Raw genomic sequence first — 25,675 nt, forward strand, 5'->3', positions numbered from 1 at the left:
CCCTGCGAATTGCGTTGCGCGCGCAATTGATCCCGGTGTCACCGTAAGGGGCGCATTAATGCGCCCCTGGGTCGAATCGGGTACCGCGCATAAAACGGGCGCCATAAATGGCGCCCCTGCCGATACAGATGTAGGGGGCGCATTAATGCGCCCCTGGGTTGAATAAGGTACCGCGCATAAACCGGGCGCCATAAATGGCGCCCCAACCAATTCCGGTGACGCCCCATGGGATCCCGGTGGCGTCCCTGACGTGCTATGGGCGGTAAACTTTCACGTTCGTAAAACCCTGCTCATGCAGATAGAGCGCCTGCAGTTTGCTCATCACGCCACGATCGCAATAGAGCAGCCAGGTCCGGTTCTGATCCAGATCGCCAAACTGCGTGCTGAGCTTATAGAACGGCAGTGACTTCACCTCTACACCGCTGACATCCAGCGGAGAGGCGTCCTGCTCGTCTGCGGCACGAATATCCAGCACGACATCGTTAGTCCCAAATGAGTCCACGGTCTCTACTTCAACCACTTCTTCTTCCGTCTGTTCAGCAATTTCGCGGATATCGAGGTTGGTCGCTTCCTGTACCACGCGGTTGAGAATATCAAAATTGAAATTCTGCTCTTCCGCTTCGATTTTGGCTTTCACCGCTTTAACCGTCGGGCTTTTTGAGATCACGCCGCAGTATTCCGGCATGGTACGCGCAAAATCTTCCGTACCGATCTGCCGCGCCACATTAATAATGTGCTCTTTATCGTGTGAGATCAGCGGACGCAGGATCAGCGTGTCAGATGCGTTATCGATCAGGCGCAGATTGGTCAGCGTCTGGCTCGATACCTGTCCCAGCGCTTCGCCGGTCACCAGCGCCTGTACGCCGTAGCGCTCGGCAATCATTGACGCGGCGCGCACCATCATGCGCTTCAGCACCACGCCCATCTGCCCGTCATCGACGTTTTCCAGAATTTCACCCACGACCGGCTCAAAATTGATCGCGACAAAGCGCACGCGGTGTGAGCGACCAAAACGGTTCCACAGATAGTGTGCTACCTGACGCACGCCAATCTCATGTGCCGCGCCGCCAAGATTAAAGAAGCAGTAGTGCACGCGGCAGCCGCGTCGCATCAGCATATAGCTCGACACACCGGAGTCAAAACCACCGGACATCAGCGACATTACATCTTCCTGCGTGCCGATTGGAAAACCGCCCAGCCCTTCAAAGCGGCCGGTAATTAGCAGCAGACGATCGTCTTCAATCTCCAGATTAACCGTCTCATCCGGCTGCTTCAGCTGTACGCGCGCGCTGGCGATATGCTGATTCAGCCCGCCGCCTACATAGCGTTCCACATCCTGTGAACTGAAGCTGTGGGTGCCGCGACGTTTTACGCGCACGCTGAAGCTTTTATTTTCCAGGCGTTCACGGTTCAGTGCCAGCGTCTGCTCAAAAATATCGTGCATATCCGTGTAAGCACGATCTTCAACGGCAAGCACGTGGTGGATACCAGGAATGCGCGTCAGCTCATCCACAATGGTTTCACGCAGCGCTTCGTTTTTGGCGCGCACTTCAATGTGATCCCAGTGGCGCACCACCTTGATATCCTCATTCAGAGAACGCAGGGTATTGCGGATATTGCCGGTAAGAATTTTGATAAAGCGCAGCCGCACCGACTGACTTTTGATGGTGATTTCAGGGAAGAGCTTGATGATAAACTTCATGGCGACACAGCTTCGTTGGGCAAATAAGTGCTAAAATCATCAGCACTTAGCTGGTAAGATCATAATATTGCGGGGATCGCGAGAGCGTCCGCATCCGAGGCGCAAAAGTATACCACCTTTACTGCGTGACTGCTTCTGCTACCGCAATCACATTCAACATTTTGCTTATTATTCCCCGTCGGCTACCATGACCGATTGCACGAAGATGTCCCCAACTGTGAGTCGACACTGATTATGCCGAAAAAAGCCGAAGCGCCTGTGAGTTTTGAAACCGCCCTGCAGCAGCTGGAACAGATTGTCAGCCGGCTGGAAAGCGGCGAGCTGCCGCTTGAAGAGGCGCTGAATGAGTTTGAGCGCGGTGTGCAGCTGGCGCGTAGCGGTCAGCAGACGCTGCAGCAGGCTGAACAGCGCGTACAGATCCTGTTGAGCGATGATAAAACGGCCGACCTTACCCCTTTTACGCCGGATAACGACTAATGGATTTTGTCCAGCTACAGCAAACCTATCATGAGCGCGTAAATCAGGCGCTGACACGTTTAATCGATCCACTGCCTTTTCAGAGTTCCCCGCTGGTGAATGCCATGCATTATGGGGCACTATTAGGTGGCAAGCGCCTGCGTCCTTTTCTGGTCTATGCCACCGGTGAAATGCTTAATGCCGACGCAGCCAGCCTTGATGCGCCTGCCGCCGCCACAGAGTGCATTCACGCCTATTCGCTGATACATGACGATCTGCCGGCGATGGACGATGACGCGCTGCGCCGCGGACAGCCTACCTGTCATATTCGTTACGGTGAAGATACGGCCATTCTGGCGGGCGATGCGCTGCAAACGCTGGCTTTCTCTATTCTGGCCGATGAGCCGATGCCGGGCGTCAGCGCGGCGACGCGCGTAAAAATGATCTCTGAACTGGCACAGGCCAGCGGCGTTGCCGGCATGTGCGGCGGCCAGGCGCTGGATTTAGCTGCCGAAGGCCGGCAGATCGATCTGGCGCAGCTTGAGCAGATCCATCGCCACAAAACCGGCGCGCTAATCCGCCTTGCCGTGCGTCTTGGTGCCCTGGCCGCAGGGGAACCGGCTCGCCTGGCGCTGCCGCTGCTGGACACCTATGCTGATGCTATTGGCCTGGCGTTTCAGGTGCAGGATGACATTCTGGATGTCACCGGCGATACCGCCGTGCTGGGTAAAACGCAGGGCGCCGATCAGGCGCTGGGCAAAAGTACCTATCCGGCCCTGTTAGGACTTGAGGGCGCGCGCGCAAAAGCGCAGGCGCTCTATCAGGAAGCTCTGGGGGCGCTGGAGATCCTCGCCGGCCAGGGCTATGACACAAGCGTATTACAAGCGCTGGCAAGCTTCATAATTGAACGCGATAAATAACTTTCATAATGAGTCTCTGATGAGTTTTGATATTGCAAAATACCCGACACTGGCGTTAGCAGGCACGGTGCAGGAATTACGTTTACTGCCGAAAGAGAAACTTCCGGCCCTGTGCGACGAGCTGCGTCAGTATCTGCTGGATAGCGTCAGCCGCTCATCCGGCCACTTTGCGTCGGGTCTGGGCGTCGTCGAACTGACCGTCGCATTGCATTACGTCTACAACACCCCGTTTGACCACCTGGTCTGGGACGTAGGCCATCAGGCTTATCCGCATAAGATCCTGACCGGACGCCGCGATCGCATCGGTACGATCCGGCAGAAAAACGGCCTGCATCCGTTTCCGTGGCGCGGTGAGAGCGAATATGACGTGCTGAGCGTCGGACACTCCTCCACTTCCATCAGCGCCGGTCTCGGCATGGCGGTGGCCGCCGAGCGGGAAGGCAAAGGTCGTCGTACCGCCTGTATCATTGGCGACGGCGCGATTACCGCCGGGATGGCGTTTGAGGCGATGAACCATGCGGGCGATATCAAGCCCGACATGCTGGTGATCCTCAACGACAACGAGATGTCGATTTCGGAAAACGTTGGCGCGCTGAATAACCGTCTGGCGCAGATCCTCTCCGGTAAAACCTATTCGCGCCTGCGCGAAGGCAGCAAGCGCGTACTGGACGGCCTGCCGCCAATTAAAGAGCTGGTGAAGCGCACCGAAGAGCATCTGAAAGGCATGGTGGTACCCGGCACGCTGTTCGAGGAGCTGGGCTTTAACTATATCGGTCCGGTTGACGGGCACGATGTCCTGACGCTGGTCAGCACGCTGAAGAACATGCGCGATCTTAAAGGTCCGCAGTTCCTGCATATCATGACCAAAAAAGGCAAAGGCTATGCGCCTGCAGAGCAGGATCCTATCGCCTGGCATGCCGTGCCGAAGTTTGACCCGGCCAGCGGCGCACTGCCGAAAAGCGTACCCGGTCTGCCGAGCTACTCGAAAATTTTTGGCGACTGGCTGAGCGAGATTGCCGCTGACGATCCGCGCATGATGGCGGTTACGCCGGCGATGCGTGAAGGATCGGGCATGGTGAGCTACTCACGCGCCTATCCGCAGCAATATTTTGATGTGGCGATTGCCGAACAGCACGCCGTCACCTTTGCTGCCGGCATGGCGATTGGCGGTTACAAGCCGGTGGTGGCAATTTACTCCACCTTCCTGCAGCGCGCTTATGACCAGGTGATCCATGATGTGGCCATTCAGCAGCTGCCGGTGCTGTTTGCTATCGACCGCGGCGGTATTGTCGGGGCGGATGGTCAGACGCATCAGGGGGCGTTTGATATCGCCTATCTGCGCTGCGTGCCTGGCATGGTGATCATGACACCAAGCGACGAGAACGAATGTCGCCTGATGCTCTACACCGGTTATCACTATCAGGCGGGCCCGAGCGCGGTGCGCTATCCGCGCGGTACCGGTACCGGTGCCACGCTTGAGCCACTCACCAGTCTGCCGCTGGGTAAAGGGGTTGTAAAGCGTCAGGGTGAAAAACTGGCGATCCTCAACTTCGGCACACTGCTGCCGGATGCGCAGGCCGCAGCGGAGGCACTGAACGCTACGCTGGTGGATATGCGCTTTGTGAAGCCGCTGGATGAAACCCTGATCCGCGAGCTGGCACAGAGCCATGAGGCGCTGGTGACGCTGGAAGAAGGTGCCATCATGGGGGGTGCCGGCAGCGGCGTAAATGAGTTTGTGATGGCGAAACGCCTGGCAGTACCGGTGCTCAACCTTGGCCTGCCGGATGAGTTTATTCCGCAGGGTACTCAGGAAGAGGTACGTCACGACTACCAGCTGGATGCCGCTGGCATTCAGCAGCAAATCGCGGCCTGGCTCGCGCAGTAACTCTCCTCTTCGCTCCTGCTGCTATGCTTACGGAATCCTTTTCCCACGCATAAGAGCAGGAGCTCTCAATGAAAACCGTTCGTTTAGGCCAGACCGATCTCCAGGTATCCCGACTCTGCTTAGGCTGTATGACCTATGGCGATCCGATGCGCGGCAACCACGCCTGGACGCTGCCGGAAGAGAGCAGCCGTCCGCTGATCAAACAGGCGCTGGACGCGGGCATTAACTTTTTCGATACCGCCAACAGCTATTCTGACGGCAGCAGCGAAGAGATCCTCGGACGCGCGCTGAAAGATTTCGCGCGGCGCGAGGACGTGGTGGTGGCGACCAAAGTTTATTTTCCGCTCAGCAACCTGCCACAGGGCCTGTCGCGGCAGAATATTCTGCAGTCGATCGATGACAGCCTGATGCGACTCGGCATGGAGCATGTGGATCTGCTGCAGATCCACCGCTGGGATTATGCAACGCCGATTGAAGAGACGCTGCAGGCGCTGGATGAGGTGGTGAAAGCGGGCAAGGCGCGCTATATCGGTGCCTCTTCCATGCATGCGTCTCAGTTTGCTGAGGCGCTGCAGCTGCAGCAAACGCATGGCTGGGCACGCTTTGTCAGCATGCAGGATCAGTACAATCTGATCCAGCGTGAAGAGGAAAAGGAGATGCACCCGCTTTGTCAGCGTGAGGGTATCGCCGTGCTGCCGTGGAGTCCACTGGCGCGCGGCAAGCTGACGCGTCCCTGGGGTGAAACCACCGCGCGCTCGGTCTCTGATAATGTAATGGAGAAGCTTTATACCGGTACAGAAGAGAACGACGCCGCGATTGCGGAGCGGCTGGCTACCATTGCCGCTGAGAAAAAGGTCACGCGCGCGCAGGTCGCGCTGGCATGGCTGCTGCATAAACCGGCCGTGACGGCACCTATTATTGGCGCGTCACGTGAACAGCAGTTTGCCGAGCTGGTCAAAGCGGTTGACGTTGAGTTAAGCGCAGAAGATATTGCCGAGCTGGAAATGGTTTATCAGCCGCATCCGGCTGTGGGGTATGAATAAGCAATTGATATCCGCATAAACCAGGGCGGCATAAATGCCGCCCCTACGGTAATTCCGGCGTAGGGGGCGCATTTATGCGCCCCTGGCCAAATCATGCACCTGAAACCAGGGCGGCATAAATGCCGCCCCTACGGTAATAATTACGCGGCGGAATACCTGTAGGGGGCGCATTCATGCGCCCCTGGCCAAATCATGCACCTGAACCAGGGCGGCATAAATGCCGCCCCTGCGGTAATAATTACGCGGCGGGACACCTGTAGGGGGCGCATTCATGCGCCTCTGGCCGAGCCATATACCGCGGTTATACGCATTAATGCGCCCCTGGCCGAGCCCTATACCGTGGTTATACACATTCATGCGCCCCTGGCCGCCTCTACAGCAGCAGGCCGGCGCCGTACAGCACGGCGGCGGAGACCACGCCGGCGATGATATCGTCGACCATAATGCCCATTCCGCCATGTACGTTTTTATCGAACCAGCGAATAGGCCACGGTTTCCAGATATCAAAGATCCGGAAGATAACAAAGCCTGCCAGCACCCACCAGCCGTTAAGCACCGGGATGGCCATCAGCGTGATCCACATGCCGATGAACTCGTCCCAGACAATGCTACCGTGATCGTGTACGCCCATATCACGCGCGGTGCGATGACAGAGATAAACGCCCACGCTGATACCCACCAGCACCACCAGCGAATAAAGCTGCAGCGGCAGAAACGTCATCAGCCACCAGAACGGAATGGCAGCCACCGAGCCTACTGTGCCGGGCATAAATGGGCTTAACCCGCTGCCAAAACCGGTTGCCAGCAGATGCCAGGGATTACGCATCCGCAGGCGACTTTTTGCTACATCTTTATCGCGCGTCAAAATGGTCAAATCCTTTGTGATTGTAGCGGCGCGGCTTGCCGTGCTCCAGCAGCGTCAACCCTTCGGCTTCCGGGGCAATCTGTCCGATGCAGGTATAAGGTGCGCCAAGCCGGCCCAGCGCCACATCCAGCGCGCCGCGGTTTACTTCAGGTACCGTGAAGCAGAGTTCATAATCCTCGCCGCCGCTCAGCGCCCAGCGCAGCACCTGCTCCGGCGCAAAATGATCGCGCAGCGTAGCGGAGAGCGGCAGCGCGTCGAGATTCAGGCGTGCGCCAACCCGGCTGGCCGTGAGAATATGACCAAGATCGGAAATCAGACCATCAGAGATATCGATCGCCGACGTAGCGAGACTGCGCAGCGCCTGGCCCTGCAGCACGCGCGGCATCGGACGCAGATGACGCTTGATCAGCACCTCATGCACCGCCGGATCGTCGAGACGATGGTGATGCTGCAGCAGCGATAGTCCCGCCGCGCTGTCACCCAGCGTGCCGGTAACGTAGATCCAGTCACCCGGCTTTGCGCCGGAGCGCTTCAGCGCGCGCCCGGCAGGCACCAGCCCATGAATACCCAGCGTCAGGCTGAGCGGACCGCGCGTGGTGTCGCCACCAATCAGCTGCATATCGTAGTAGTCGAGCAGCTCAAACAGGCTGTCGCTGAAGCCTGCCAGCCAGGTCTCATCGACCTCAGGCAGCGTCAGCGCCAGCGTCAGCCATGCCGGATCGGCGCCCATCGCAGCTAAGTCACTGAGGTTGACCGCCAGCGCCTTATAGCCGAGATCGGCCGGATGGATATCGCGTAAGAAATGGACGCCCGCCACCAGCGTGTCGGTGCTGATAGCGAGGGTCTGTTTGTCAGGAACGTTCAGTAACGCACAGTCATCACCAATGCCCTTCTCCACGTCGCGACGGGAGCTGGTTACACGGTTGAAATAGCGTGCGATCAGTTCAAATTCACCACAGGACATAAATCAGGTCTCAATGAAAAAAGGCCGGTCACCCGGCCTTCTGCACTACTTTCTGTTTGGTCGTATTTGCGGAGCAGCTTTATCCAGCACGCCGTTGACAAACTTATGGCTGTCTTCAGCGCCGAACACTTTTGCCAGCTCAATACCTTCGTTGATGGCGACTTTATACGGCACATCCGCACGCTTGCTCAGCTCATAGAGCGAGAGGCGCAGGATCGCTTTTTCTACCTGACCCAGCTCTTCAAGCTGGCGCGACAGGTACGGTTTCATCAGGCCATCCAGGTACGCGCTGTTGGTCGCCACACCGGCCAGCAGTTCGCGGAAATAGCTAATATCGACGTCTTTGACGTCTTGTTCCGCCAGAAACTGGTATTCCACATCGGCAATGTCGTTGTTAGACAACTGCCAGGAGTAGAGCGCCTGGACAGCGCACTCACGGGCGCGACGACGAGCAGCAGGTTTCACAAAATTCCCCTTACAAAAATCAGGCTTTAATGGCTTTCAATACGTTGATCATTTCAAGTGCGGTCAGCGCGGCTTCCGCGCCTTTGTTACCCGCTTTCGTGCCGGCGCGTTCAATCGCCTGCTCGATATTTTCGGTGGTCAGAACGCCGAAGGTGACCGGGATTTCGCAGCTCATTGCCACGTTGGCAATACCGGAGCTCGCTTCGCCCGCCACATATTCGAAGTGGGCAGTGCCACCGCGGATCACCGTGCCCAGCGCAACAATCGCGTCGTGCTTACCGGTATTCGCCAGCGCACGCGCGGCCAGCGGCAGCTCATAGGCGCCCGGTACCCAGACCACGGTAATGTTTTCAGCTTTAACCTGACCGATACGCTTCAGCGCATCGACCGCGCCATCCAGCAGACTGTCATTGATAAAGTTGTTAAAACGCGCAATTACAATGGCAATTTTGGCATCAGGCGTGGCAACAGCAGCTTCGATAACGTTCATACATATCCTTTGGGTGTGTGTTTTATAGCCCCCGCAGAAGGGGGCGGATTCTATCATACTCTTTAGCCGTGCGCTCAGGCTTTTCCGTGCATGCTTAACGCAGGGTCAGGGTAAGACGCAGATCGTCACCCACTTTGCGCACATCGCGAAAATCGAGGCGCGGCGCGGCGCTCAACGCCTCCAGCCCGGGCAGCGTACAGAGCCCGCGCCCGGCGTCGCCAAGCAGCACCGGTGCCATATAAACAATCAGCTCATCCACCAGCCCGGCCTGAATCAGCGCGCCCGCCAGACCCGCCCCCGCCTCGACCCAGACGCTGTTGATCTGGCGCTGTCCGAGCAGCATCATCATCGCCACCAGATCAAGCTGTTCGCCGCGCGGCGGCACCGCAATCTGCGTCACGCTCTCCGGCCACGCTGCGTTATCGGGCGCGGTGCGCATCAGCCAGCTCTCACCCGGCTGATGAATCAACCGGTGCTGCGGCGTCACGCGCTGCTGGCTGTCAACCACCACCCGCACCGGCTGCCGCAGCGTCTGCGCATCCAGCTGCTGGCGGAGGCTATCGCTGAGTTCCTCGGGGCGCACCGTGAGTGACGGATCGTCGGCCAGCACGGTGGCGCTGCTGGTGAGAATCGCGGAACTCTGTGCGCGGAACTGCTGCACATCCCGGCGGGCGGCCGCCGAGGTGATCCACTTGCTCTCACCGCTCGCCATTGCTGTGCGACCATCCAGCGACGCGCCAAGCTTGAGCTGTATCCAGGGAAAACCGGTGCGCATACGCTTGAGGAACCCGCGATTGAGCGCTTCCGCTTCCGCCATCATCAGCCCGTGACTGACCTCGATTCCCGCCTGCTGCAGGCGCCAGAGGCCGCGCCCGGCGACCTGCGGATTAGGATCCTGCATGGCCACCACCACGCGACTGACGCCAGCGGCAATCAGCGCATCGCAGCAGGGTGGCGTCCGGCCATGATGGCTGCACGGCTCCAGCGTGACGTAGGCCGTTGCGCCGCGCGCCTGCTCCCCTGCCATGCGCAGCGCATGCACTTCAGCATGGGGTTCACCTGCACGCTGATGCCAGCCTTCGCCGACCAGTGTGCCGTCACGCACGATCACGCAGCCGACATTGGGGTTCGGCATCGTAGTAAAGCGACCGCGTCGCGCCAGTTCCAGCGCGCGCGCCATATAGCGAGCATCGGTCATGATTCAGTCCTGTAAGCGGGCGATCTCTTCGCCGAAGTCGCGGATATCTTCAAAGCTGCGGTAGACCGAGGCGAAGCGGATATAGGCGACCTTATCCAGTTTTTTTAGCTCTTCCATCACCAGATTGCCAATCAGCTTGCTGGCAATCTCACGTTCGCCGGTCGCACGCAGCTGCGTTTTGATGTGATTTACTGCGCTATCAACCGCATCAGCACTGACGGGACGCTTCTCCAGCGCTTTCATCATGCCGCTGGTCAGCTTATCTTCGTTAAAAGGCTCACGCACGTCGTTGCTTTTCACCACGCGCGGCATCACCAGCTCCGCCATCTCAAACGTGGTAAAGCGCTCATGGCACACCAGACACTGACGGCGGCGGCGCACCGAGGAACCTTCACTGACCAGGCGTGAGTCGATCACTTTGGTATCCACAGCGGAACAGAATGGGCAATGCATGACGTTTCCTGTCGCGAGATTTTGGGCCACACAGTGTAACGCGAACTCACATTTAACAAAACAGAGGCTGCCTGTCCGGCGCTTTTTTCAGCAGTCATCACCTCTTCTGCCAGCAAACCCTAAAAACGCACTACGCTTAAAAGGCCAATCCGGCACAATCACAGGAGGAACTATGGGTCTGTTTAACTTTGTCAAAGAGGCAGGAGAGAAACTGTGGGATACCGTGACGGGCAGTGATGACTCCAGCAAAAAGCTGCAGGATCACATCAACAAGCTCGGCCTGCCAGACAGCGATAAAGTCAATGTCAATGTACAGGGCGATACCGTGACCGTCAGCGGCGATGGCATTTCACAGGAGCTGAAAGAGAAGATTCTGGTGGCGGCCGGTAACGTTGCGGGCATCACTAAAGTCGATGATAAAGTCACCGTCAGCGACACCGCACGTGAAGCCAACCTCTATACAGTGAAGAAAGGCGATACCCTGAGCGCTATCTCTAAACAGGTTTACGGCGATCCTAATCAGTACAACAAGATTTTTGAAGCTAACAAACCGATGCTGAGCCATCCGGACAAAATCTATCCGGGTCAGGTACTGCGTATTCCTGAATAAGAGACCGGAGAGAGCATGAGACTCAGGAGCTTACCGGTTCCGTTGGCGCTGCTGTTGCTGCTTAGCGGTTGCAGTACCCCGCCCCCTGCCCCGCAGGTCAGAGAACTGCATCAGGAGGTGAGCCAGCTCAATCAGCAGATGCGTCACCTTACCCGCCGTGCCAGCGCGCTGGAACTACAGGGGCAGCTTAACCGCCAGTCCACTCAGGGCGCATGGCTGGTGCCGCATTCCGCGACGCCGGTAGATCTGGAGACGCAGCTGGGTACGTTGCGCCTGTCACTGCTGAACTTAAGTGCAGAGGCTAACGGAAGCCGGGCCAGCCTGGTCATCCGGTCTGCTGATAACAAGCCGGTACCGGCGCTGAGTGCGACCGTAGTCTGGGGTGAAAGCGATCCGGTCAGCGGTCAGCCGCTGACCGCTGGCAGCCTGAGTCAGCGTATCAGCGTGCCCGCCAGCCTGATGCCGCGCAGTTCTTTGACGGTGCCGCTACGCCTGAGTGGCCTGACACCGGGCCAGCTGGGCTATGTGCGCGTACATGAGGTGACGGCAGACGCCGCGCCATAAAAAAAGGCCCTTCCGGAGAAGGGCCTTTTTACATCGGTCAGCGCCGGGCTTACGGCAGAATAGAAGGCTGATCGGCGCCCTCTTTTTCCACTTTCTGCACCAGCATGTGCTCACGCTTCATCCCCAGCTTCAGCGCCAGCGCTGAAGAGACATAGATGGATGAGATCGTACCGATAGTCACACCAATCAGCATCGTGAGCGAGAAGCCTTTCAGCAGCGCGCCGCCAAAGATGAACAGGATCAGGATCATCGCCAGCGTGGTGATAGAGGTGATCAGGGTACGGCTCAGCGTCTGGGTCAGCGACACGTTGGTGATATCGTAAGAGGAACCGCGACGGATCTTACGGAAGTTCTCACGAATACGGTCAGAAACCACAATCTTATCGTTAAGCGAGTAACCAATCACCGACATCAGCGAGGCAACGATGGTCAGATCGATTTCAATGCTGAACAGCGCCAGCAGGCCGCAGGTAATGATAACGTCATGCGCCAGCGCCAGCACGGTACCCAGTGCCAGACGCCACTCAAAGCGAAACCCGATGTAGATCAGAATAGCGATTAACGCAGAGAGCAGCGCCATCGCCCCCGCCTGCGCCAGATCGCTGCCCACGCTTGGCCCGACAAACTCAATGCGTTTTACCGTCGCGTTCTGCTGCGTGGTCTGATTGATAGAGGACAACACCTTGTTGCCCAGCTCCTGACCCGCATTGCCGGTCGCAGGTGGCATCCGCACCATCACGTCGCGGCTGCTGCCGAAGTTCTGCACCAGCGGCTCGTCAAAGCCCGCTTTTACCAGCCCTTCGCGCAACGCATCCAGGTCCGCAGGTTTCTCCAGGTTAATCTCAATCACCGTACCGCCGGTGAAATCGAGTCCCCAGTTGAACCCGCGCACGCCGATAATGGCGATGGACGCCACGATCAGCAGACCCGAGATGATAAACGCCAGCGTATCCCAGCGCATAAAGTCAACGACCTTACGCCCGTGGTTCAGCTGTTCAATACTATATTCCTGTGCCACAACGCACTCCTCAGATAGACAGCTTGTTGATGCGTTTGCCGCCGTACACCAGGTTAACGATGGCACGGGTGCCGACGATAGCGGTAAACATCGAGGTTGCAATACCGATAGCCGTCGTGATTGCAAAGCCTTTGATAGAGCCGGTACCGACCGCATAAAGAATGATGACTTTAATCAGCGTAGTAACGTTGGCGTCGACGATACTGGAGAAGGCACCTTTGTAGCCTTCATGGATCGCCTGCTGGACCGAACGTCCGTTACGCAGCTCTTCTTTAATACGTTCGTTAATCAACACATTGGCATCTACGGCAACCGCCAGCGTCAGCACGATACCGGCAATGCCCGGCATGGTGAGCGTGGCACCCGGCAGCAGCGACATGATGCCGACAATCAGCACCAGGTTACACAGCAGCGCGCTGGTCGCGATCAGACCAAATTTTTTGTAGAACACCACCATAAAGATAATCGAGGCGATCAGACCCCACAGGCAGGCTTCCAGACCCTGCGTGATGTTCTGCTGACCCATGGTCGGGCCAATAGTACGCTCTTCGACAATCTGAATCGGTGCAATCAGCGCACCGGCACGCAGCAGCAGCGAGAGCTGGCGCGCTTCATTCGGGTTGCTGATACCGGTGATGCGGAAGCTGTTACCCAGACGCGACTGAATATTCGCCACGTTGATCACTTCTTCCTGTTTCGCCAGAATCGCTCTGCCGTTGGCATCTTTCTTGCCGCTGTCCTTGTACTCCACAAACAGGGTCGCCATCGGCTTGCCGATATTGTCCTTGGTGAAGTTCGACATGATGTTACCGCCCGCGCCATCCAGTGAAATATTCACCTGCGGCTGGTTGTACTCATCCATGCTGGACGTGGAATCAGTGATGTGGTCGCCAGTGAGAATGACACGCTTATAGAGCACAACCGGCTGCCCTTCACGCGTTTTCTTCACTTCTGAGTCACCCGGCACGCGTCCATTCGCCGCAGCACCCGGATCCACGCTGGTGTTAACCAGACGGAACTCCAGCGTCGCGGTGGCACCCAGAATCTCTTTCGCACGCGCGGTATCCTGGATACCTGGCAGCTCAACCACAATGCGATCGGCACCCTGACGCTGCACCAGCGGTTCGGCAACGCCCAGCTGGTTAACGCGGTTACGCAGGATAGTAATATTCTGCTGCACTGCGTATTCCCGCGCTTCACTCAGGCGCGCATCGGTCATCATCGCGCGCATTGCATCGCTGCCCGCGCTGGTGAATACCATATCGCGGTGGCGTGGCGTTAAGTAGCTGATCGCGTCATCGCGGCTTTTGCCGTCGCGGAAACGGACTTCCACACCGTAGTTAGCGAGTTTGTTAACGTTAGTGTAAGGGATATTTTTTTCACGCAGATCGCTGCGCAGGCCGTCTGCATTCTGCTCCTGCAGCTTGCCCAGCGCGGTATCCATATCCACTTCCATCAGGAAGTGCACCCCGCCCCGCAGGTCGAGACCGAGCTTCATCGGTTCCGCCGCCAGCAGAGTGAGCCAGCGCGGCGTGGCCGGCGCAAGGTTGAGGGCTACCACAAAATCGTCACCCAGCGCAGTCGTGAGCGCTTCGCGCGCGCGCAGCTGCACATCGGTGTTATCGAAACGCGCCAGAATAGCGCCATTTTCCAGTGCGAGGGATTTGCTCTGAATGTTGTCTTGTTTGAGTACGTTCTGGATCTGATCCAACGTCTGCTCACTGGCGGCGCTTCCGCGCGCACCAGTGATCTGAACGGCCGGATCCTCACCATAAAGGTTAGGAAGCGCATACAGCAGGCCGATGAGAATAACGGCGACCAGCATGATGTACTTCCACAAAGGATAACGGTTTAACACGGCAGTTCCCTTCGGGAGATAAAATTACAGCGCCTTCATCGACCCTTTCGGCAGGACGGCGGCCACGAAATCACGTTTGATTACTACTTCAGTGGTGTCGTTCAGGGCGATAGCGATATAACCGGTATCAGCAACTTTAGTGACACGACCCACCAGGCCGCCGTTGGTCAGCACTTCATCTCCTTTCGAGATAGAGTCCATCAGCTTCTTATGATCTTTAGCGCGCTTCTGCTGCGGACGCAGGATCATGAAGTAGAAAATCAGACCAAAAACCACCAGCATGATCACCAGAGAATACGGACTTCCCTGTGACGGAGCGCCCGCTGCTGCGACGGCGTCAGAAATGAAAAAGCTCATTTAATTTCCCTCATTGATAGAATAATCAGACGTTTAACGGTGGAACCGCTTTGCCCGTCCGTAGGTAGAACTCGCTAACAAAGTGCTCTAATTTACCCTCTTCGATGGCCTGGCGTAAACCCGCCATCAGACGCTGGTAGTAGCGCAGATTGTGAATCGTATTCAGGCGTGCGCCCAGTATTTCGTTACAGCGATCAAGATGATGCAAGTAGGCGCGGCTGTAATTGCGACAGGTGTAACAATCACACTCTGCATCCAGCGGTGCGGTGTCATCTTTATACTTCGCGTTGCGGATTTTCACCACGCCGTCGGTAACAAACAGATGACCGTTGCGCGCGTTGCGGGTAGGCATAACGCAGTCAAACATATCGATACCGCGACGTACGCCTTCCACCAGATCTTCCGGTTTCCCGACGCCCATCAGGTAGCGCGGTTTATCCTGCGGAATTTGCGGGCAGACATGTTCCAGAATACGGTGCATATCCTCTTTCGGCTCGCCCACCGCGAGGCCGCCCACAGCGTACCCATCAAAGCCAATCTCTACCAGACCTTTGACGGAGACATCTCGTAAATCTTCGTAAACACCGCCCTGGATAATCCCGAACAGCGCATTTTTATTGCCGAGCGAATCAAAGCGATCGCGGCTGCGCTGCGCCCAGCGCAGCGACATTTCCATTGAGCGTTTCGCGTAATCCCAGTCAGCCGGATATGGCGTGCACTCATCGAAAATCATCACGATATCGGAGCCGAGATCGTACTGGATCTCCATTGATTTCTCCGGATCGAGGAAGATCGGATCGCCGTTGATCGGGTTGCGGAAATGCACGCCCGCTTCCGTGATCTTACGGATATCACCCAGGCTGAATACCTGGAAACCGCCCGAGTCGGTAAGAATCGGCCCCTGCCAGTTCATAAAGTCATGCAGATCGCCATGCAGCTTCATGATCTCCTGACCCGGACGCAGCCAGAGGTGGAAGGTGTTGCCCAGCAGGATCTGCGCGCCGGTCTCTTTCACCTCTTCCGGCGTCATGCCTTTAACGGTGCCGTACGTGCCCACAGGCATAAATGCCGGGGTTTCGACAACGCCACGATCGAAAACCAGACGACCACGACGCGCGCGTCCGTCTGTTGTATCTAATTCAAATTTCACATTAACCTCATCAGAGAAACAGTCTGATTTACCCGACTGAACCCGCGCCACCCGCAGGCGGCACCGGGACATTAAGGGTGTGTGCTTCCGACAGGTTCGTCAGGAGCGTGCGGATTACGGGTGATGTACATCGCATCCCCGTAGCTAAAGAAACGGTACTGTTCGGCAACCGCGCTCTGGTACGCCGCCATGGTGTTTTTATACCCGGCAAACGCAGAAACCAGCATAATCAGCGTCGATTCCGGCAGATGGAAGTTGGTAATGAGCGCATCGATAATCTGATAGCGATAGCCGGGATAGATAAAGATCTGCGTGTCATCAAAGAAAGGCGCCAGCGGCGCATCCTGACTCGCCTGTGCGGCACTCTCCAGCGAACGCACCGAGGTGGTTCCCACCGCCACAACTTTATTACCGCGTGCTTTGCAGGCCAGCACCGCGTCAACCACATCCTGCGGCACCTCTGCATATTCCGAGTGCATGATGTGGTCATTGATATTCTCAACGCGCACCGGCTGGAAGGTCCCTGCCCCGACGTGCAGCGTCACAAAGGCCATCTCCACCCCTTTGGCTTTCAGCGCCTCCAGCAGCGGTTCATCGAAGTGCAGGCCTGCGGTCGGCGCAGCCACCGCACCGGGACGTGCGCTGTATACCGTCTGGTAAAGCTCACGATCGGCCTCTTCATCCGGGCGATCGATATAGGGCGGCAGCGGCATATGGCCTACGCTGTTGAGGATATCAAGCACCGCGCGTTCATCGCTAAACGCGATCTCAAACAGCGTATCATGCCGCGCTACCATGGTCGCTTTTACGCTCTCATCATCGCCCAGCAGCAGCTCAGCGCCCGGCTTTGGCGCCTTTGAAGCGCGCACGTGCGCCAGCACCCGCTTGTCATCCAGCATACGCTCTACCAGCATTTCAATCCGGCCGCCGCTGGCTTTACGTCCATAAACGCGCGCCGGGATCACGCGCGTATTATTGAACACCAGCAGATCGCCGGGATTGAGCTTTTCCAGCACATCGGTAAAGACACCGTGCGTCAGGGCACCGCTCGGGCCATCCAGCGACAGCAGACGGCATCCGCTGCGCTGCGCCTGGGGATAGTGGGCAATCAGGGATTCGGGCAACTCAAAGCTAAAATCGGCGACACGCATGTATAACTTTTCCGGACTCAAAAACAGGCGGCATAGTTTAGCGGAAAAGTGGGAAATTCTGAACAACTGGCTGCAGAGACGCGATTCTGCCTATAATAGCGCATGAATTTTCTTGCTCACCTTCATCTTGCCACGCTGGCAGACAGCTCACTGCTGGGCAACCTGCTGGCTGACTTTGTGCGCGGCAACGTTCAGGCGCAGTGGCCGGCACCGGTCGCTGCGGGGATCGCCCTGCACCGCCGTATCGACGTGCTGACGGATAATCTGCCTGAAGTGCGCACCGCCCGGCAGTGGTTTCGTCCGGAAACGCGGCGTGTTGCCCCGATCACGCTTGATGTTATCTGGGATCATTTTCTTGCGCGCCACTGGGAGCAGTTTCAGCCCGACATCTCCCTGGCCGCATTTAGTGCGGCCGCGCAGCAGCATATCGTGCCCCAGCTGGCGGGAACGCCGGAAAGCTTTATTGAGCTGAACGCGGTGATGTGGCGCGAACGCTGGTTTGAGCACTACGCTGACCCGGCACGGCTGGAGCGGGTGCTGAGCGGAATGGCGCATCGGCGTCCCCGTCTTGCGGCACTGCGCGACTCCTATCAGGATTTTGTTGACCACTATGATGCGCTGGAAGCGCTGTTTTTTGCTTTCTATCCGCGTCTGATGGCGGATGCACGCGCGCAGCGCCTCTGAATCCACTATCCGCGCCAATACCGCTTTTCCCCTCTTGCCAGCCGCATATATCTGCGGCTTAATGAAGCCTTTCTTAACTTTACCAGACCCGGCTACACCACCATTCCGCCTGTTCAGGCACGTCTGGTTACTACACCAGCCAGAAAATGATAAGAGGGAAACATGTCATCAGCTACGTTAACTGAATTAGAGGCGCGCTATCATTTTGCCTGCGAGGTCGCCAGAGCCGCCGGCAGTCGCGCCATGTCGTGGTATCAGCAGCGTAACCAGCTGGTTGCAGAATATAAGAAGGATTTACAGGATCTGGTCAGTGAAGCCGACCGCAACGTTGAAGAGCTGATCAGGCACCTTATTCTTGAACGCTTTCCTGAAGATGCGGTTATCGGCGAGGAGAGCGGCGGAGACGCCGGAGAGGCACGCTTTATCTGGGTAGTCGATCCGATTGATGGCACCAGCAACTTTCTCAGCGGGCTGCACAACTGGTGTGTAGCGCTGGCGATTGTGTGTGAGGGCGAACCCGTCATTAGTGTGGTATGCGATCCTAATCATCAGGAGACTTTTCACGCCTGCCGGGGCAAAGGCGCCTGGATGAACGAGCAGCGGATCCAGGCACACAGCGCCGGGCAGCTGAGCCAGGGCGTGTTTGGCCTGGGCTGTTCAACCAGTCAGCCTGCGGCTCCGCTGCTCGACTTTATCAGCGCGCTGCTGCAGCAGGGCGGCATGTTTATCCGCAACGGTTCCGGCGTACTGATGAGCGCGTGGGCGGCCGCTGGCCGGCTGACCGGCTACTATGAAGCGCGCATGCAGCCGTGGGATGGCCTGCCCGGCATTGTGCTGATGCGGGAAGCGGGCGGAGAGACTAACTGCTATGAACACAATAACGGCCTGACGCAGGGCAATCCGGTACTGCTGGCTAACGCCACGCTCTGGCCGCAGATCAATGCGCTGCTGGCGGAGCCGCTGACGTGAAATCGCTGCTGCTATTGCTGCTGCTGCCGCTGCTGGCCACCGCAGCCGATCCCTGGCAGCTGGAAAAGGTCGTGGAGATCAGCCGGCACGGCGTGCGTCCTCCGACCGCAGCTAACCGGGCAGAAATTGAAGCGGCCACGCAGCGTCCCTGGCCGCGCTGGAGCACGCCAGATGGCGAACTTACCGGTCACGGCTACAGCGCGGTAGTGAATAAAGGGCGCTGGCAGGGTGACTATTACCGTCAGGCGGGTCTGCTTCGTGCAGGCTGCCCTGACAGCCGGCAAATCTACGTGCGCGCCAGTCCGCTGCAGCGCACGCGGGCTACGGCCCAGGCGCTGACCGACGGTGCGTTTCCCGGCTGTGGTGTGCCGGTGCACGCTGTCGCCGATGCGCCGGATCCTCTGTTTCAGAGCGAAACGTTTCCATTTGCCCGGACCGATGCTGCCCGCGAGCAGGCGGCTATCGCCGAACGAGCCGGCGATCTTGCTGCACTGCAGCAGCGGCTGCAGCCGGTGATCCGGCAGCTGAATGCGGCGGTCTGCGATGGCGAATGCCGCTTTTTTTCGCGTCCATGGCAGCTAAAGCAGACCCGAAACGGCCACAGCTATGTTCAGGGATTAAGCGTGATGGCAAGCATGGTGGAAACGCTGCGGCTGGGCTGGAGTGAAAACCTGCCGCCAGAGGCACTGGCGCAGGGTCGCCTGACTTCAGCACAGCATATTACGGCACTGCTGCCGCTGCTCACTGCCAATTACGATCTGAGTAACGATGTCCCCTATCTGGCACAAAAACGCGGTTCTCTATTGCTGGATGCGGCGATCGCGGCGCTGGAAGATCGGCCCGGTTCGCCCGATACCCGCTGGCTGCTGCTGGTGGCCCATGACACTAATATCGCCATGGTACGCACCCTGATGCATTTCAGCTGGCAGCTGCCGGGCTACGCACGCGGGAATATTCCGCCAGGCAGCAGCCTGGTGTTTGAGCGCTGGCGCGATACGCGCGATAACAGCCGCCAGCTGCGTATTTACTTTCAGGCTCAGAGTCTGGATGCGCTGCGCCAGCTCACGCCGGTAGATCGGCTGCATCCTTTACTGCAGGCAGAGTGGCATCAGCCAGATTGTCACAACAGCGCCGTCGGCACGCTCTGTCCTTATCAATCAACGCTGGCTCAGCTCAGACAGGGAGTTGACAGCAGCGCCCTCGCCCCCGTCACGTGGGCACCCTGAGCCAGTTGCACCTTTGTTCAGCCCGCCATGGGGGCTTATTAATTTTTTACCTGCCTTTTAATTCTGCTGAAGCGTTTTTGTCGCTGAATTGCGATAATTCTATATTTGCCTGCATTGACGTAACACTATGAAAATTAGGGTATTCTGAGGGCGTCAATCATCCCTTAGTTTTGACCTATTTTTCCGTTTTTGTTCTATTTTTCGGCGACAGGATGCGCCGAATACTTTTTTTCCATAAAAAAAGTCGCCACACAGGGCGACTCTTTTCTTTTCAGCTCAGCGTAACGCTCAGCGTTTCTGTCTTTTTACCAGCGGCCACGCCAGCAGCAGCAGCACAATCCATGCAAAGCCCACATAGAGTGAAATTCGCGTATCCGGGAAGTAGCCAATCAGCGCAATGATAAAGGCAAGAAACAGCACGCCTGCCCAGGTCGTGGCACTGCCGCCTGGCACGGCAAACTGCAGCTGTGCCGCCTGCGCCTTACCAATTTTGCGCCGGAATGCAATCTGCGACAGCAGGATCATGATCCACACCCACACCGTGGCAAAGGTCGCCAGCGAGGCGATCACCAAAAAGACTTTTTCCGGCATCAGATAGTTAAGATAAACGGCGATGAGCATCGCGAACATCATCACCACCACCGTGACCCACGGGATACCGCGCGAAGAGACTTTCTGAAACACTTTAGGCGCGTGACCCTGCTGCGCCATACCGTGCAGCATACGTCCCACACCAAACACATCGCTGTTGATGGCAGACAGCGAAGCGGTCAGCACGACAAAGTTAAGAATTGACGCCGCCGCAGCAATCCCCAGATGCTGGAACGTCAGCACAAACGGGCTGCCCTCGGTACCCACCTGATTCCAGGGGTAGATGGACATGATGACAAACAGCGTGCCGACATAAAACACCAGGATACGCAGCGGCACTGAATTGATCGCGCGCGGAATGGATTTGGCGGGCTCATCCGCTTCACCGGCAGTAATACCGATGATCTCTATGCCCCCATAGGCAAACATCACCATCTGCAGAGAGAGCAGCATACCCACAATACCGTGGGCGAAGAAACCGCCGTTGCTCCAGAGATTATGGATCCCGGTTGGCTGGCCGCCGTTGCCGATGCCCCAGAAAATCATGCCAAAACCCGCCACAATCATGATGATAATGGTGGCGACCTTGAAGAAGGAGAACCAGAACTCTACCTCGCCAAATACCTTCACGCTCATCAGGTTGATGGCACCAATAATCAGCACCACTGACAGCACCCAGATCCAGTGCGGCACCTCCGGAAACCAGACACCCATATAAATGCCAAAGGCAGTGACGTCCGCAATCGCCACAATCAGGATCTCAAAGCAGTAGGTCCAGCCGGTGATGTAGCCCGCCAGCGGACCGAGATAATCCTGCGCATAGCGGGAAAAGGAGCTGGATTGCGGGTTGTTAACCGACATCTCTCCCAGCGCACGCATAATGATATAGGCCACTGCGCCGCCGATAATATAGGCCAGCAAAACGCTGGGGCCCGCCATCCTGATAGCATCCGCCGAGCCGTAAAACAGCCCGGTGCCGATTGCCGATCCCAGCGCCATAAAGCGAATATGGCGCGTGCTCAGTCCGCGTTTGAGCGTGTTGGTTTCTTGCATAACAAACAGGTCCTGTGAAAATGAAAAAACCACGGGCAAGCCCGTGGTCGGAGTGAACAGCCGTGTCGTTTACTGCCGGACCGCTACCTGCTGCGATCCTTTAACGCGATCTACAACGGCAGCAATCACCATCATTGCCAGCGAAGGCGGCAGCCAGGCGAGTCCCTGATCGGCCAGCGGCAGATGCTGACTGAACAGCGGCAGTATCTCTTTAAAGCTGGTGGTTTTGATTGCATCCACAATGCCAAACAGCAGGCTGACCAGCATGGTTGGCGCAATAATACGCGCGCTGCGGTTCCACCAGTTGAGGGTGAAGCTTAGCACTATCAGCACGATACAGGGCGGATAAATTGCTGTCAGCACCGGGATAGAGATCTGAATCAGATGGCTCAGGCCCAGATTCGACACCACCATTGAGAACAGGCCCAGAATAAACACCAGCGCTTTATACGACAGCGGCAGATATTGTGCAAAAAATTCAGCGCAGGCGCAGGTCAGGCCAACGGCCGTTACCATGCAGGCGATAAAGATCAGCGCAGCCAGGAAGAAGCTGCCCATGCTGCCAAACGTCTGCTGTACGTACGCATGCAGGATCGCGGCGCCGTTAGCATTCTGGTCAACCAGACCGGCGCTGCCGGAGCCGAGCTTAAACAGGCTCAGGTAAACCAGCGTCAGTCCGACACCGGCGATAAGGCCAGCCAGCATGGTGTAGCGCGTCAGCAGTTTCGCATCTTCAACGCCGCGTGAACGCGCCGCATTCACAATCACAATACCAAACACCAGTGCGCCCAGCGTATCCATGGTGAGATAGCCATTCACAAAACCGGTAGAGAACGCAGCGCGCTGATAGTCTGCCGTCGCAGGTGCAATACCGCCTGCCGGCCAGACCAGCGCCGCTACGCCGAGTATGGTCAGCGCCACAATTTTCAGCGGTGCCAGCACGTGCCCTACGGTATCCAGCAGTTTGCCCGGATAGAGAGAGATGCCGATCACCAGCGCAAAGTAGATCAGGCTGTAGATAAACAGCGGCAGCGCGCCGTCACCGGTCAGCGGAGCGATACCGACTTCAAACGACACTGTTGCGGTACGGGGTGTTGCGAACAGCGGGCCCACGGCCAGATAGCAGACCGTCGCCAGCAGCAGACCCGCCGCTTTACCGATTGGCGAGCTGAGCGCATCGATGCCGCCGCCAACGCGCGCCAGCGCAATCACGGTCATAACCGGCAGGCCAACCGCGGTAGCGAGGAAACCGAATGCAGCAACCCAGACGTGTTCACCAGACTGAATGCCCACCATAGGTGGAAAGATAATGTTGCCTGCGCCAACAAACAGGGCAAAGGTCATAAAGCCCAGCGCAAGGATGTCCTTCGGGGTTAAACGGTATGTCATAACGTCTGTCGTGCCTGTAGCTGATGTTGCGGTGGAAGTTGAGTTTGTGTTGTCCCCTGATTGCGCAGTAACAATGGCTTAGCTGGATTAACCAGTGCGAAATGCGGGCCGAATCGAGACAGCGCAGGTGATTTAATCTGCTTTTCTTCTGTTCACAGAGGGATGAATCGACAACGGCGCAAATTAAAACGTTTATAGCGGAGAAAGACAATACAGGATCGAAAAACCAGAAGGATATCGCGCATAAGCGCATGCAGGCAGTGATTATGGGCGAAATAGCCGCTAAACGCCCCAGATGATTTGTTTAAAATTCAGACAAACCAAAAGTTGTTCTTGCATAAGTGCGGTTCCGGATGCACAAAAGGCGCGATTTACGCGCCTGTCTGCACAACTTTACACTCTCACCACACCTGTTTAGCAATATCCACGACCAGGCGGATCTTCTGCCACTGTTCCGCTTCGCTCAGGCTGTTGCCCTCTTCGGTAGAGGCAAAACCGCACTGCGGACTGAGGCAGATCTGATCGAGGCTGATATACTGCGCCGCTTCCTGCAGCCGCGCTTTGACCTGTTCAGGATCTTCCAGCGCGCCGGTTTTCGTCGTGATAAGACCGAGTACCGCTTTCTGATGGCCTGGCTTAATGAAGCGCAGCGGCTCAAATCCGCCGGAGCGCTCATTGTCATACTCCAGGAAAAAGGCGTCGATATTCACGCTGCCGAACAGGATTTCCGCTACCGGCTCATAGCCGCCTTCCGATATCCAGGTAGAACGGAAGTTGCCGCGGCACACGTGCAGCCCGACGGTGAGATCGGCCGGTTTATCTGCCAGCGCCGCATTCAGCACCTGGGCATAAGTGCGGGCCAGCGCCTGCGGATCGTCGCCGCGTGCGCGGATCTGTTCCTGCTGCTCCCCGGAGCAGAGATAGGCCCAGACGGTGTCGTCCAGCTGCAGATAGCGGCAGCCGGCAGCATAAAACGCGGCAATAGCGTCTTTATAGGTCTGCGCCAGATCGGCAAAGTAGGCGTCCAGATCGGGATAAACCGTGGCGTCGATAACCTTGCGGCCGCCGCGGAAATGCAGCACGCTCGGGCTGGGAATCGTCATTTTAGCGACCGCGTCGCCGGCGATACTCTTCAGAAAGCGGAAGTGATCCAGCATCGGATGCGCCGGATTAAACGAGACTTTACCGGTGACTTTTACACCGTGCGCTTTGGTCTGCACGCCGTTGAACTGGATACCCTGCTCCGCTTCGAACAGCTCCACGCCGTTCAGATCGCCAAAGAAATCAAAATGCCACCACGCGCGACGGAACTCGCCGTCGGTGACAACCTGCAGGCCATTGGCACGCTGCTGCTCTACCACATGACGGATAGACTGATCTTCCACTTCGCGCAGCTGCTCAGCGCTAATTTCACCACGGGCGTGCTGCTCGCGTGCCTGTTTGATCGCAGCAGGACGCAGAAAACTGCCGACGGTATCGGCGCGGAACGGGGCATGCAGAGCGGACATAGATTCTCCTTGCAGACCGGTAGTTGCGGTCAGGTATAATTTCTCATGGTTATTTTAGCCGTCTGGATGGCTATATGTCCAAAGAGTGCCACGCTTCAGCGCGCAGGGCAACGGAAGAATTTTCAGCAGACATGAGGAAAATTCACTTTCCTGTGTCCGTTCTTCATATTTATTCAATGGCCGCCCGCGCAGCGGAGATTTGCGTGTCTGAGAGAGGTAAATAGCCCGCTTCCGCCACCCGGCGCTGCCCCTGCGACGACAGCACCTGATGCAGAAATGCAGCCACCAGCGGTGGCAGCGGCTTGCCGGGCGGTTTGTTCACATAAATATAGAGTGGCCGCGACCAGGGATAGCGGCCACTGCGGATCGACCCGGCATCAGGCATGATGCTTTCACCGGTTCGGGTCACTATCGGCAGCATCCTGACGCCGCTGAGATGAAAGCCAAAGCTGGCGTAGCCGATACTCTCTGGCGTGGCCGCTACCGCCTGCACCACGGCAGCCGAGCCGGGGAACTCCGCCACGTCAGCGCGAAAATCGCCGCGACAGAGCGCCTGCTGTTTGAAGAAGCCCCAGGTGCCGGAGGCGGAGTTGCGGCCAAAGCGCTGGATACGCCGCTGCGCCCATTTACCGTCTGCAACGCCTGTATCGCCCCAGCGCTGCGGCACCTGCGTGCCGCCGCAGAGGCGGGTGACGGAATAGATCGCATCAAGCTGCGGCTGACTGATACTCCGTAACGGATTAGCCTGATTCACCACCACCACCAGCGCATCCATCGCGACCGGGACAGCGAGCGGTGCGTAGCCGTAACGGGCAATGAAGAGCTGACGTTCATCATTTTGCATCGGCCGGCTCATTGCGCCCAGCTGTGCGGCACCTGCCGCCAGCGCCGTTGGCGCGGTCGAAGAGCCCGCAGCCTGAACCTGAACGTTAACGCCGGGCGCCTGCAGGCTGAAATCTTCTCCCCACAGCGTCATCAGGTAGCCCAGCGTGTCGGACCCCACGCTACTGAGATTGCCGGTCAGCATCGCTTTTTGCGCCTGCGCCAGAACCGGGGAGAGCAGCAACAACGTGAAGAGCAGAGATTTCAGCATGGTGCCGCCGTCA

The 25,675-nt window shown here is 57.5% G+C and carries 25 protein-coding genes; 9 read left to right on the plus strand and 16 right to left on the minus strand.

Annotated elements, in window-relative coordinates; translation table 11 throughout:
* Positions 1 to 253: 253 nt before the first annotated feature.
* Entirely contained in the window at positions 254 to 1,702 is a 1,449-nt protein-coding gene (gene thiI, locus BBA90_RS15720; protein WP_065649959.1) for a tRNA uracil 4-sulfurtransferase ThiI, read from the minus strand.
* Positions 1,703 to 1,936: 234 nt separating this feature from the next.
* Here thiI and xseB point away from each other — a divergent pair, with 234 nt between their 5' ends.
* The 4 genes from xseB (at position 1,937) to BBA90_RS15740 (ending at position 6,006) form a co-directional block, all read left to right on the plus strand.
* The gene (gene xseB / locus BBA90_RS15725) at positions 1,937 to 2,179 is read left to right on the plus strand and encodes an exodeoxyribonuclease VII small subunit (protein WP_039382972.1); all 243 of its coding nucleotides are present in this window, start codon (positions 1,937 to 1,939) and stop codon (positions 2,177 to 2,179) included.
* Positions 2,179 to 3,078: a (2E,6E)-farnesyl diphosphate synthase gene (gene ispA / locus BBA90_RS15730; RefSeq protein WP_065649960.1), complete on the plus strand. Its 900-nt coding sequence runs from the start codon at positions 2,179 to 2,181 to the stop codon at positions 3,076 to 3,078. Before xseB ends, ispA begins: the two co-directional genes overlap by 1 nt.
* Before the next feature lie 19 nt (positions 3,079 to 3,097).
* Positions 3,098 to 4,963: a 1-deoxy-D-xylulose-5-phosphate synthase gene (gene dxs / locus BBA90_RS15735; protein ID WP_065649961.1), complete on the plus strand. Its 1,866-nt coding sequence runs from the start codon at positions 3,098 to 3,100 to the stop codon at positions 4,961 to 4,963.
* Positions 4,964 to 5,031: 68 nt separating this feature from the next.
* Positions 5,032 to 6,006: an aldo/keto reductase gene (locus tag BBA90_RS15740; protein ID WP_065649962.1), complete on the plus strand. Its 975-nt coding sequence runs from the start codon at positions 5,032 to 5,034 to the stop codon at positions 6,004 to 6,006.
* Between the two features lie 373 nt (positions 6,007 to 6,379).
* Here BBA90_RS15740 and pgpA read toward each other — a convergent pair whose 3' ends face one another.
* From pgpA to nrdR, 6 genes are all read right to left on the minus strand, one after another.
* Positions 6,380 to 6,871, minus strand: coding sequence for a phosphatidylglycerophosphatase A (gene pgpA / locus BBA90_RS15745; RefSeq protein WP_065649963.1), 492 nt, complete (start codon positions 6,869 to 6,871; stop codon positions 6,380 to 6,382).
* Positions 6,858 to 7,835 carry a thiamine-phosphate kinase gene (gene thiL, locus BBA90_RS15750; protein WP_065649964.1) on the minus strand — a complete coding sequence of 326 codons (978 nt, stop codon included), beginning with the start codon at positions 7,833 to 7,835 and terminating at the stop codon, positions 6,858 to 6,860. Before thiL ends, pgpA begins: the two co-directional genes overlap by 14 nt.
* A 45-nt stretch (positions 7,836 to 7,880) precedes the next feature.
* On the minus strand, positions 7,881 to 8,300 hold the full coding sequence (gene nusB / locus BBA90_RS15755; protein ID WP_065649965.1) for a transcription antitermination factor NusB: 420 nt from the start codon (positions 8,298 to 8,300) through the stop codon (positions 7,881 to 7,883).
* A gap of 19 nt (positions 8,301 to 8,319) precedes the next feature.
* A complete protein-coding gene (ribH, locus tag BBA90_RS15760; protein WP_039382965.1) occupies positions 8,320 to 8,790 on the minus strand; it encodes a 6,7-dimethyl-8-ribityllumazine synthase in 471 nt (156 codons plus the stop codon).
* Between the two features lie 94 nt (positions 8,791 to 8,884).
* On the minus strand, positions 8,885 to 9,988 hold the full coding sequence (ribD, locus tag BBA90_RS15765) for a bifunctional diaminohydroxyphosphoribosylaminopyrimidine deaminase/5-amino-6-(5-phosphoribosylamino)uracil reductase RibD (protein ID WP_065649966.1): 1,104 nt from the start codon (positions 9,986 to 9,988) through the stop codon (positions 8,885 to 8,887).
* A gap of 3 nt (positions 9,989 to 9,991) precedes the next feature.
* Positions 9,992 to 10,441, minus strand: a complete 450-nt coding sequence (nrdR, locus tag BBA90_RS15770) for a transcriptional regulator NrdR (RefSeq protein WP_039382963.1) — start codon at positions 10,439 to 10,441, stop codon at positions 9,992 to 9,994.
* A gap of 172 nt (positions 10,442 to 10,613) precedes the next feature.
* On the opposite strand from nrdR, the gene lysM reads away from it, so the two are divergent.
* Both lysM and BBA90_RS15780 read left to right on the plus strand, forming a co-directional pair.
* Positions 10,614 to 11,051 carry a peptidoglycan-binding protein LysM gene (gene lysM / locus BBA90_RS15775; RefSeq protein ID WP_065649967.1) on the plus strand — a complete coding sequence of 146 codons (438 nt, stop codon included), beginning with the start codon at positions 10,614 to 10,616 and terminating at the stop codon, positions 11,049 to 11,051.
* Between the two features lie 15 nt (positions 11,052 to 11,066).
* The gene (locus BBA90_RS15780; RefSeq protein ID WP_065649968.1) at positions 11,067 to 11,615 is read left to right on the plus strand and encodes a DUF3251 domain-containing protein; all 549 of its coding nucleotides are present in this window, start codon (positions 11,067 to 11,069) and stop codon (positions 11,613 to 11,615) included.
* A gap of 49 nt (positions 11,616 to 11,664) precedes the next feature.
* Here the strand turns inward: BBA90_RS15780 and secF are convergent, their stop codons facing one another.
* The 5 genes from secF to queA form a co-directional block, all read right to left on the minus strand.
* Complete coding sequence (secF, locus tag BBA90_RS15785) at positions 11,665 to 12,633, minus strand: protein translocase subunit SecF (protein ID WP_065649969.1); 969 nt, start codon at positions 12,631 to 12,633, stop codon at positions 11,665 to 11,667.
* Between the two features lie 10 nt (positions 12,634 to 12,643).
* Positions 12,644 to 14,491: a protein translocase subunit SecD gene (secD, locus tag BBA90_RS15790; RefSeq protein ID WP_075050751.1), complete on the minus strand. Its 1,848-nt coding sequence runs from the start codon at positions 14,489 to 14,491 to the stop codon at positions 12,644 to 12,646.
* A gap of 24 nt (positions 14,492 to 14,515) precedes the next feature.
* Complete coding sequence (gene yajC, locus BBA90_RS15795) at positions 14,516 to 14,848, minus strand: preprotein translocase subunit YajC (protein ID WP_039382958.1); 333 nt, start codon at positions 14,846 to 14,848, stop codon at positions 14,516 to 14,518.
* Positions 14,849 to 14,873: 25 nt separating this feature from the next.
* Positions 14,874 to 15,998, minus strand: a complete 1,125-nt coding sequence (gene tgt, locus BBA90_RS15800; RefSeq protein ID WP_039385736.1) for a tRNA guanosine(34) transglycosylase Tgt — start codon at positions 15,996 to 15,998, stop codon at positions 14,874 to 14,876.
* Between the two features lie 71 nt (positions 15,999 to 16,069).
* The gene (gene queA / locus BBA90_RS15805) at positions 16,070 to 17,149 is read right to left on the minus strand and encodes a tRNA preQ1(34) S-adenosylmethionine ribosyltransferase-isomerase QueA (RefSeq protein WP_065649971.1); all 1,080 of its coding nucleotides are present in this window, start codon (positions 17,147 to 17,149) and stop codon (positions 16,070 to 16,072) included.
* A 102-nt stretch (positions 17,150 to 17,251) separates the two neighbouring features.
* On the opposite strand from queA, the gene BBA90_RS15810 reads away from it, so the two are divergent.
* The 3 genes from BBA90_RS15810 to BBA90_RS15820 all read left to right on the plus strand — a co-directional run bounded on the left by BBA90_RS15810 (position 17,252) and on the right by BBA90_RS15820 (position 20,028).
* Entirely contained in the window at positions 17,252 to 17,833 is a 582-nt protein-coding gene (locus BBA90_RS15810; RefSeq protein WP_065649972.1) for an ACP phosphodiesterase, read from the plus strand.
* 162 nt (positions 17,834 to 17,995) lie between these two features.
* Positions 17,996 to 18,802: an inositol monophosphatase family protein gene (locus BBA90_RS15815; RefSeq protein WP_065649973.1), complete on the plus strand. Its 807-nt coding sequence runs from the start codon at positions 17,996 to 17,998 to the stop codon at positions 18,800 to 18,802.
* Entirely contained in the window at positions 18,799 to 20,028 is a 1,230-nt protein-coding gene (locus tag BBA90_RS15820) for a histidine-type phosphatase (RefSeq protein ID WP_065649974.1), read from the plus strand. The genes BBA90_RS15815 and BBA90_RS15820 overlap by 4 nt, the downstream gene beginning before the upstream one ends.
* Before the next feature lie 288 nt (positions 20,029 to 20,316).
* Here the strand turns inward: BBA90_RS15820 and proY are convergent, their stop codons facing one another.
* The 4 genes from proY to BBA90_RS15840 all read right to left on the minus strand — a co-directional run bounded on the left by proY (position 20,317) and on the right by BBA90_RS15840 (position 25,662).
* Complete coding sequence (proY, locus tag BBA90_RS15825) at positions 20,317 to 21,672, minus strand: proline-specific permease ProY (RefSeq protein WP_065649975.1); 1,356 nt, start codon at positions 21,670 to 21,672, stop codon at positions 20,317 to 20,319.
* Positions 21,673 to 21,741: 69 nt separating this feature from the next.
* Positions 21,742 to 23,061 (minus strand): branched-chain amino acid transport system II carrier protein, encoded by a 1,320-nt coding sequence (gene brnQ, locus BBA90_RS15830; protein WP_065649976.1) that lies wholly within the window; start codon positions 23,059 to 23,061, stop codon positions 21,742 to 21,744.
* 401 nt (positions 23,062 to 23,462) lie between these two features.
* Positions 23,463 to 24,569 (minus strand): cobalamin-independent methionine synthase II family protein, encoded by a 1,107-nt coding sequence (locus BBA90_RS15835; protein WP_065649977.1) that lies wholly within the window; start codon positions 24,567 to 24,569, stop codon positions 23,463 to 23,465.
* A gap of 169 nt (positions 24,570 to 24,738) precedes the next feature.
* Complete coding sequence (locus BBA90_RS15840) at positions 24,739 to 25,662, minus strand: PstS family phosphate ABC transporter substrate-binding protein (RefSeq protein ID WP_430914192.1); 924 nt, start codon at positions 25,660 to 25,662, stop codon at positions 24,739 to 24,741.
* Between the last annotated feature and the right edge of the window lie 13 nt (positions 25,663 to 25,675).

It is taken from the genome of Pantoea eucrina (genome assembly GCF_001691555.1).
In the GTDB taxonomy this organism is placed as follows: Bacteria; Pseudomonadota; Gammaproteobacteria; order Enterobacterales; family Enterobacteriaceae; genus Pantoea; species Pantoea borealis.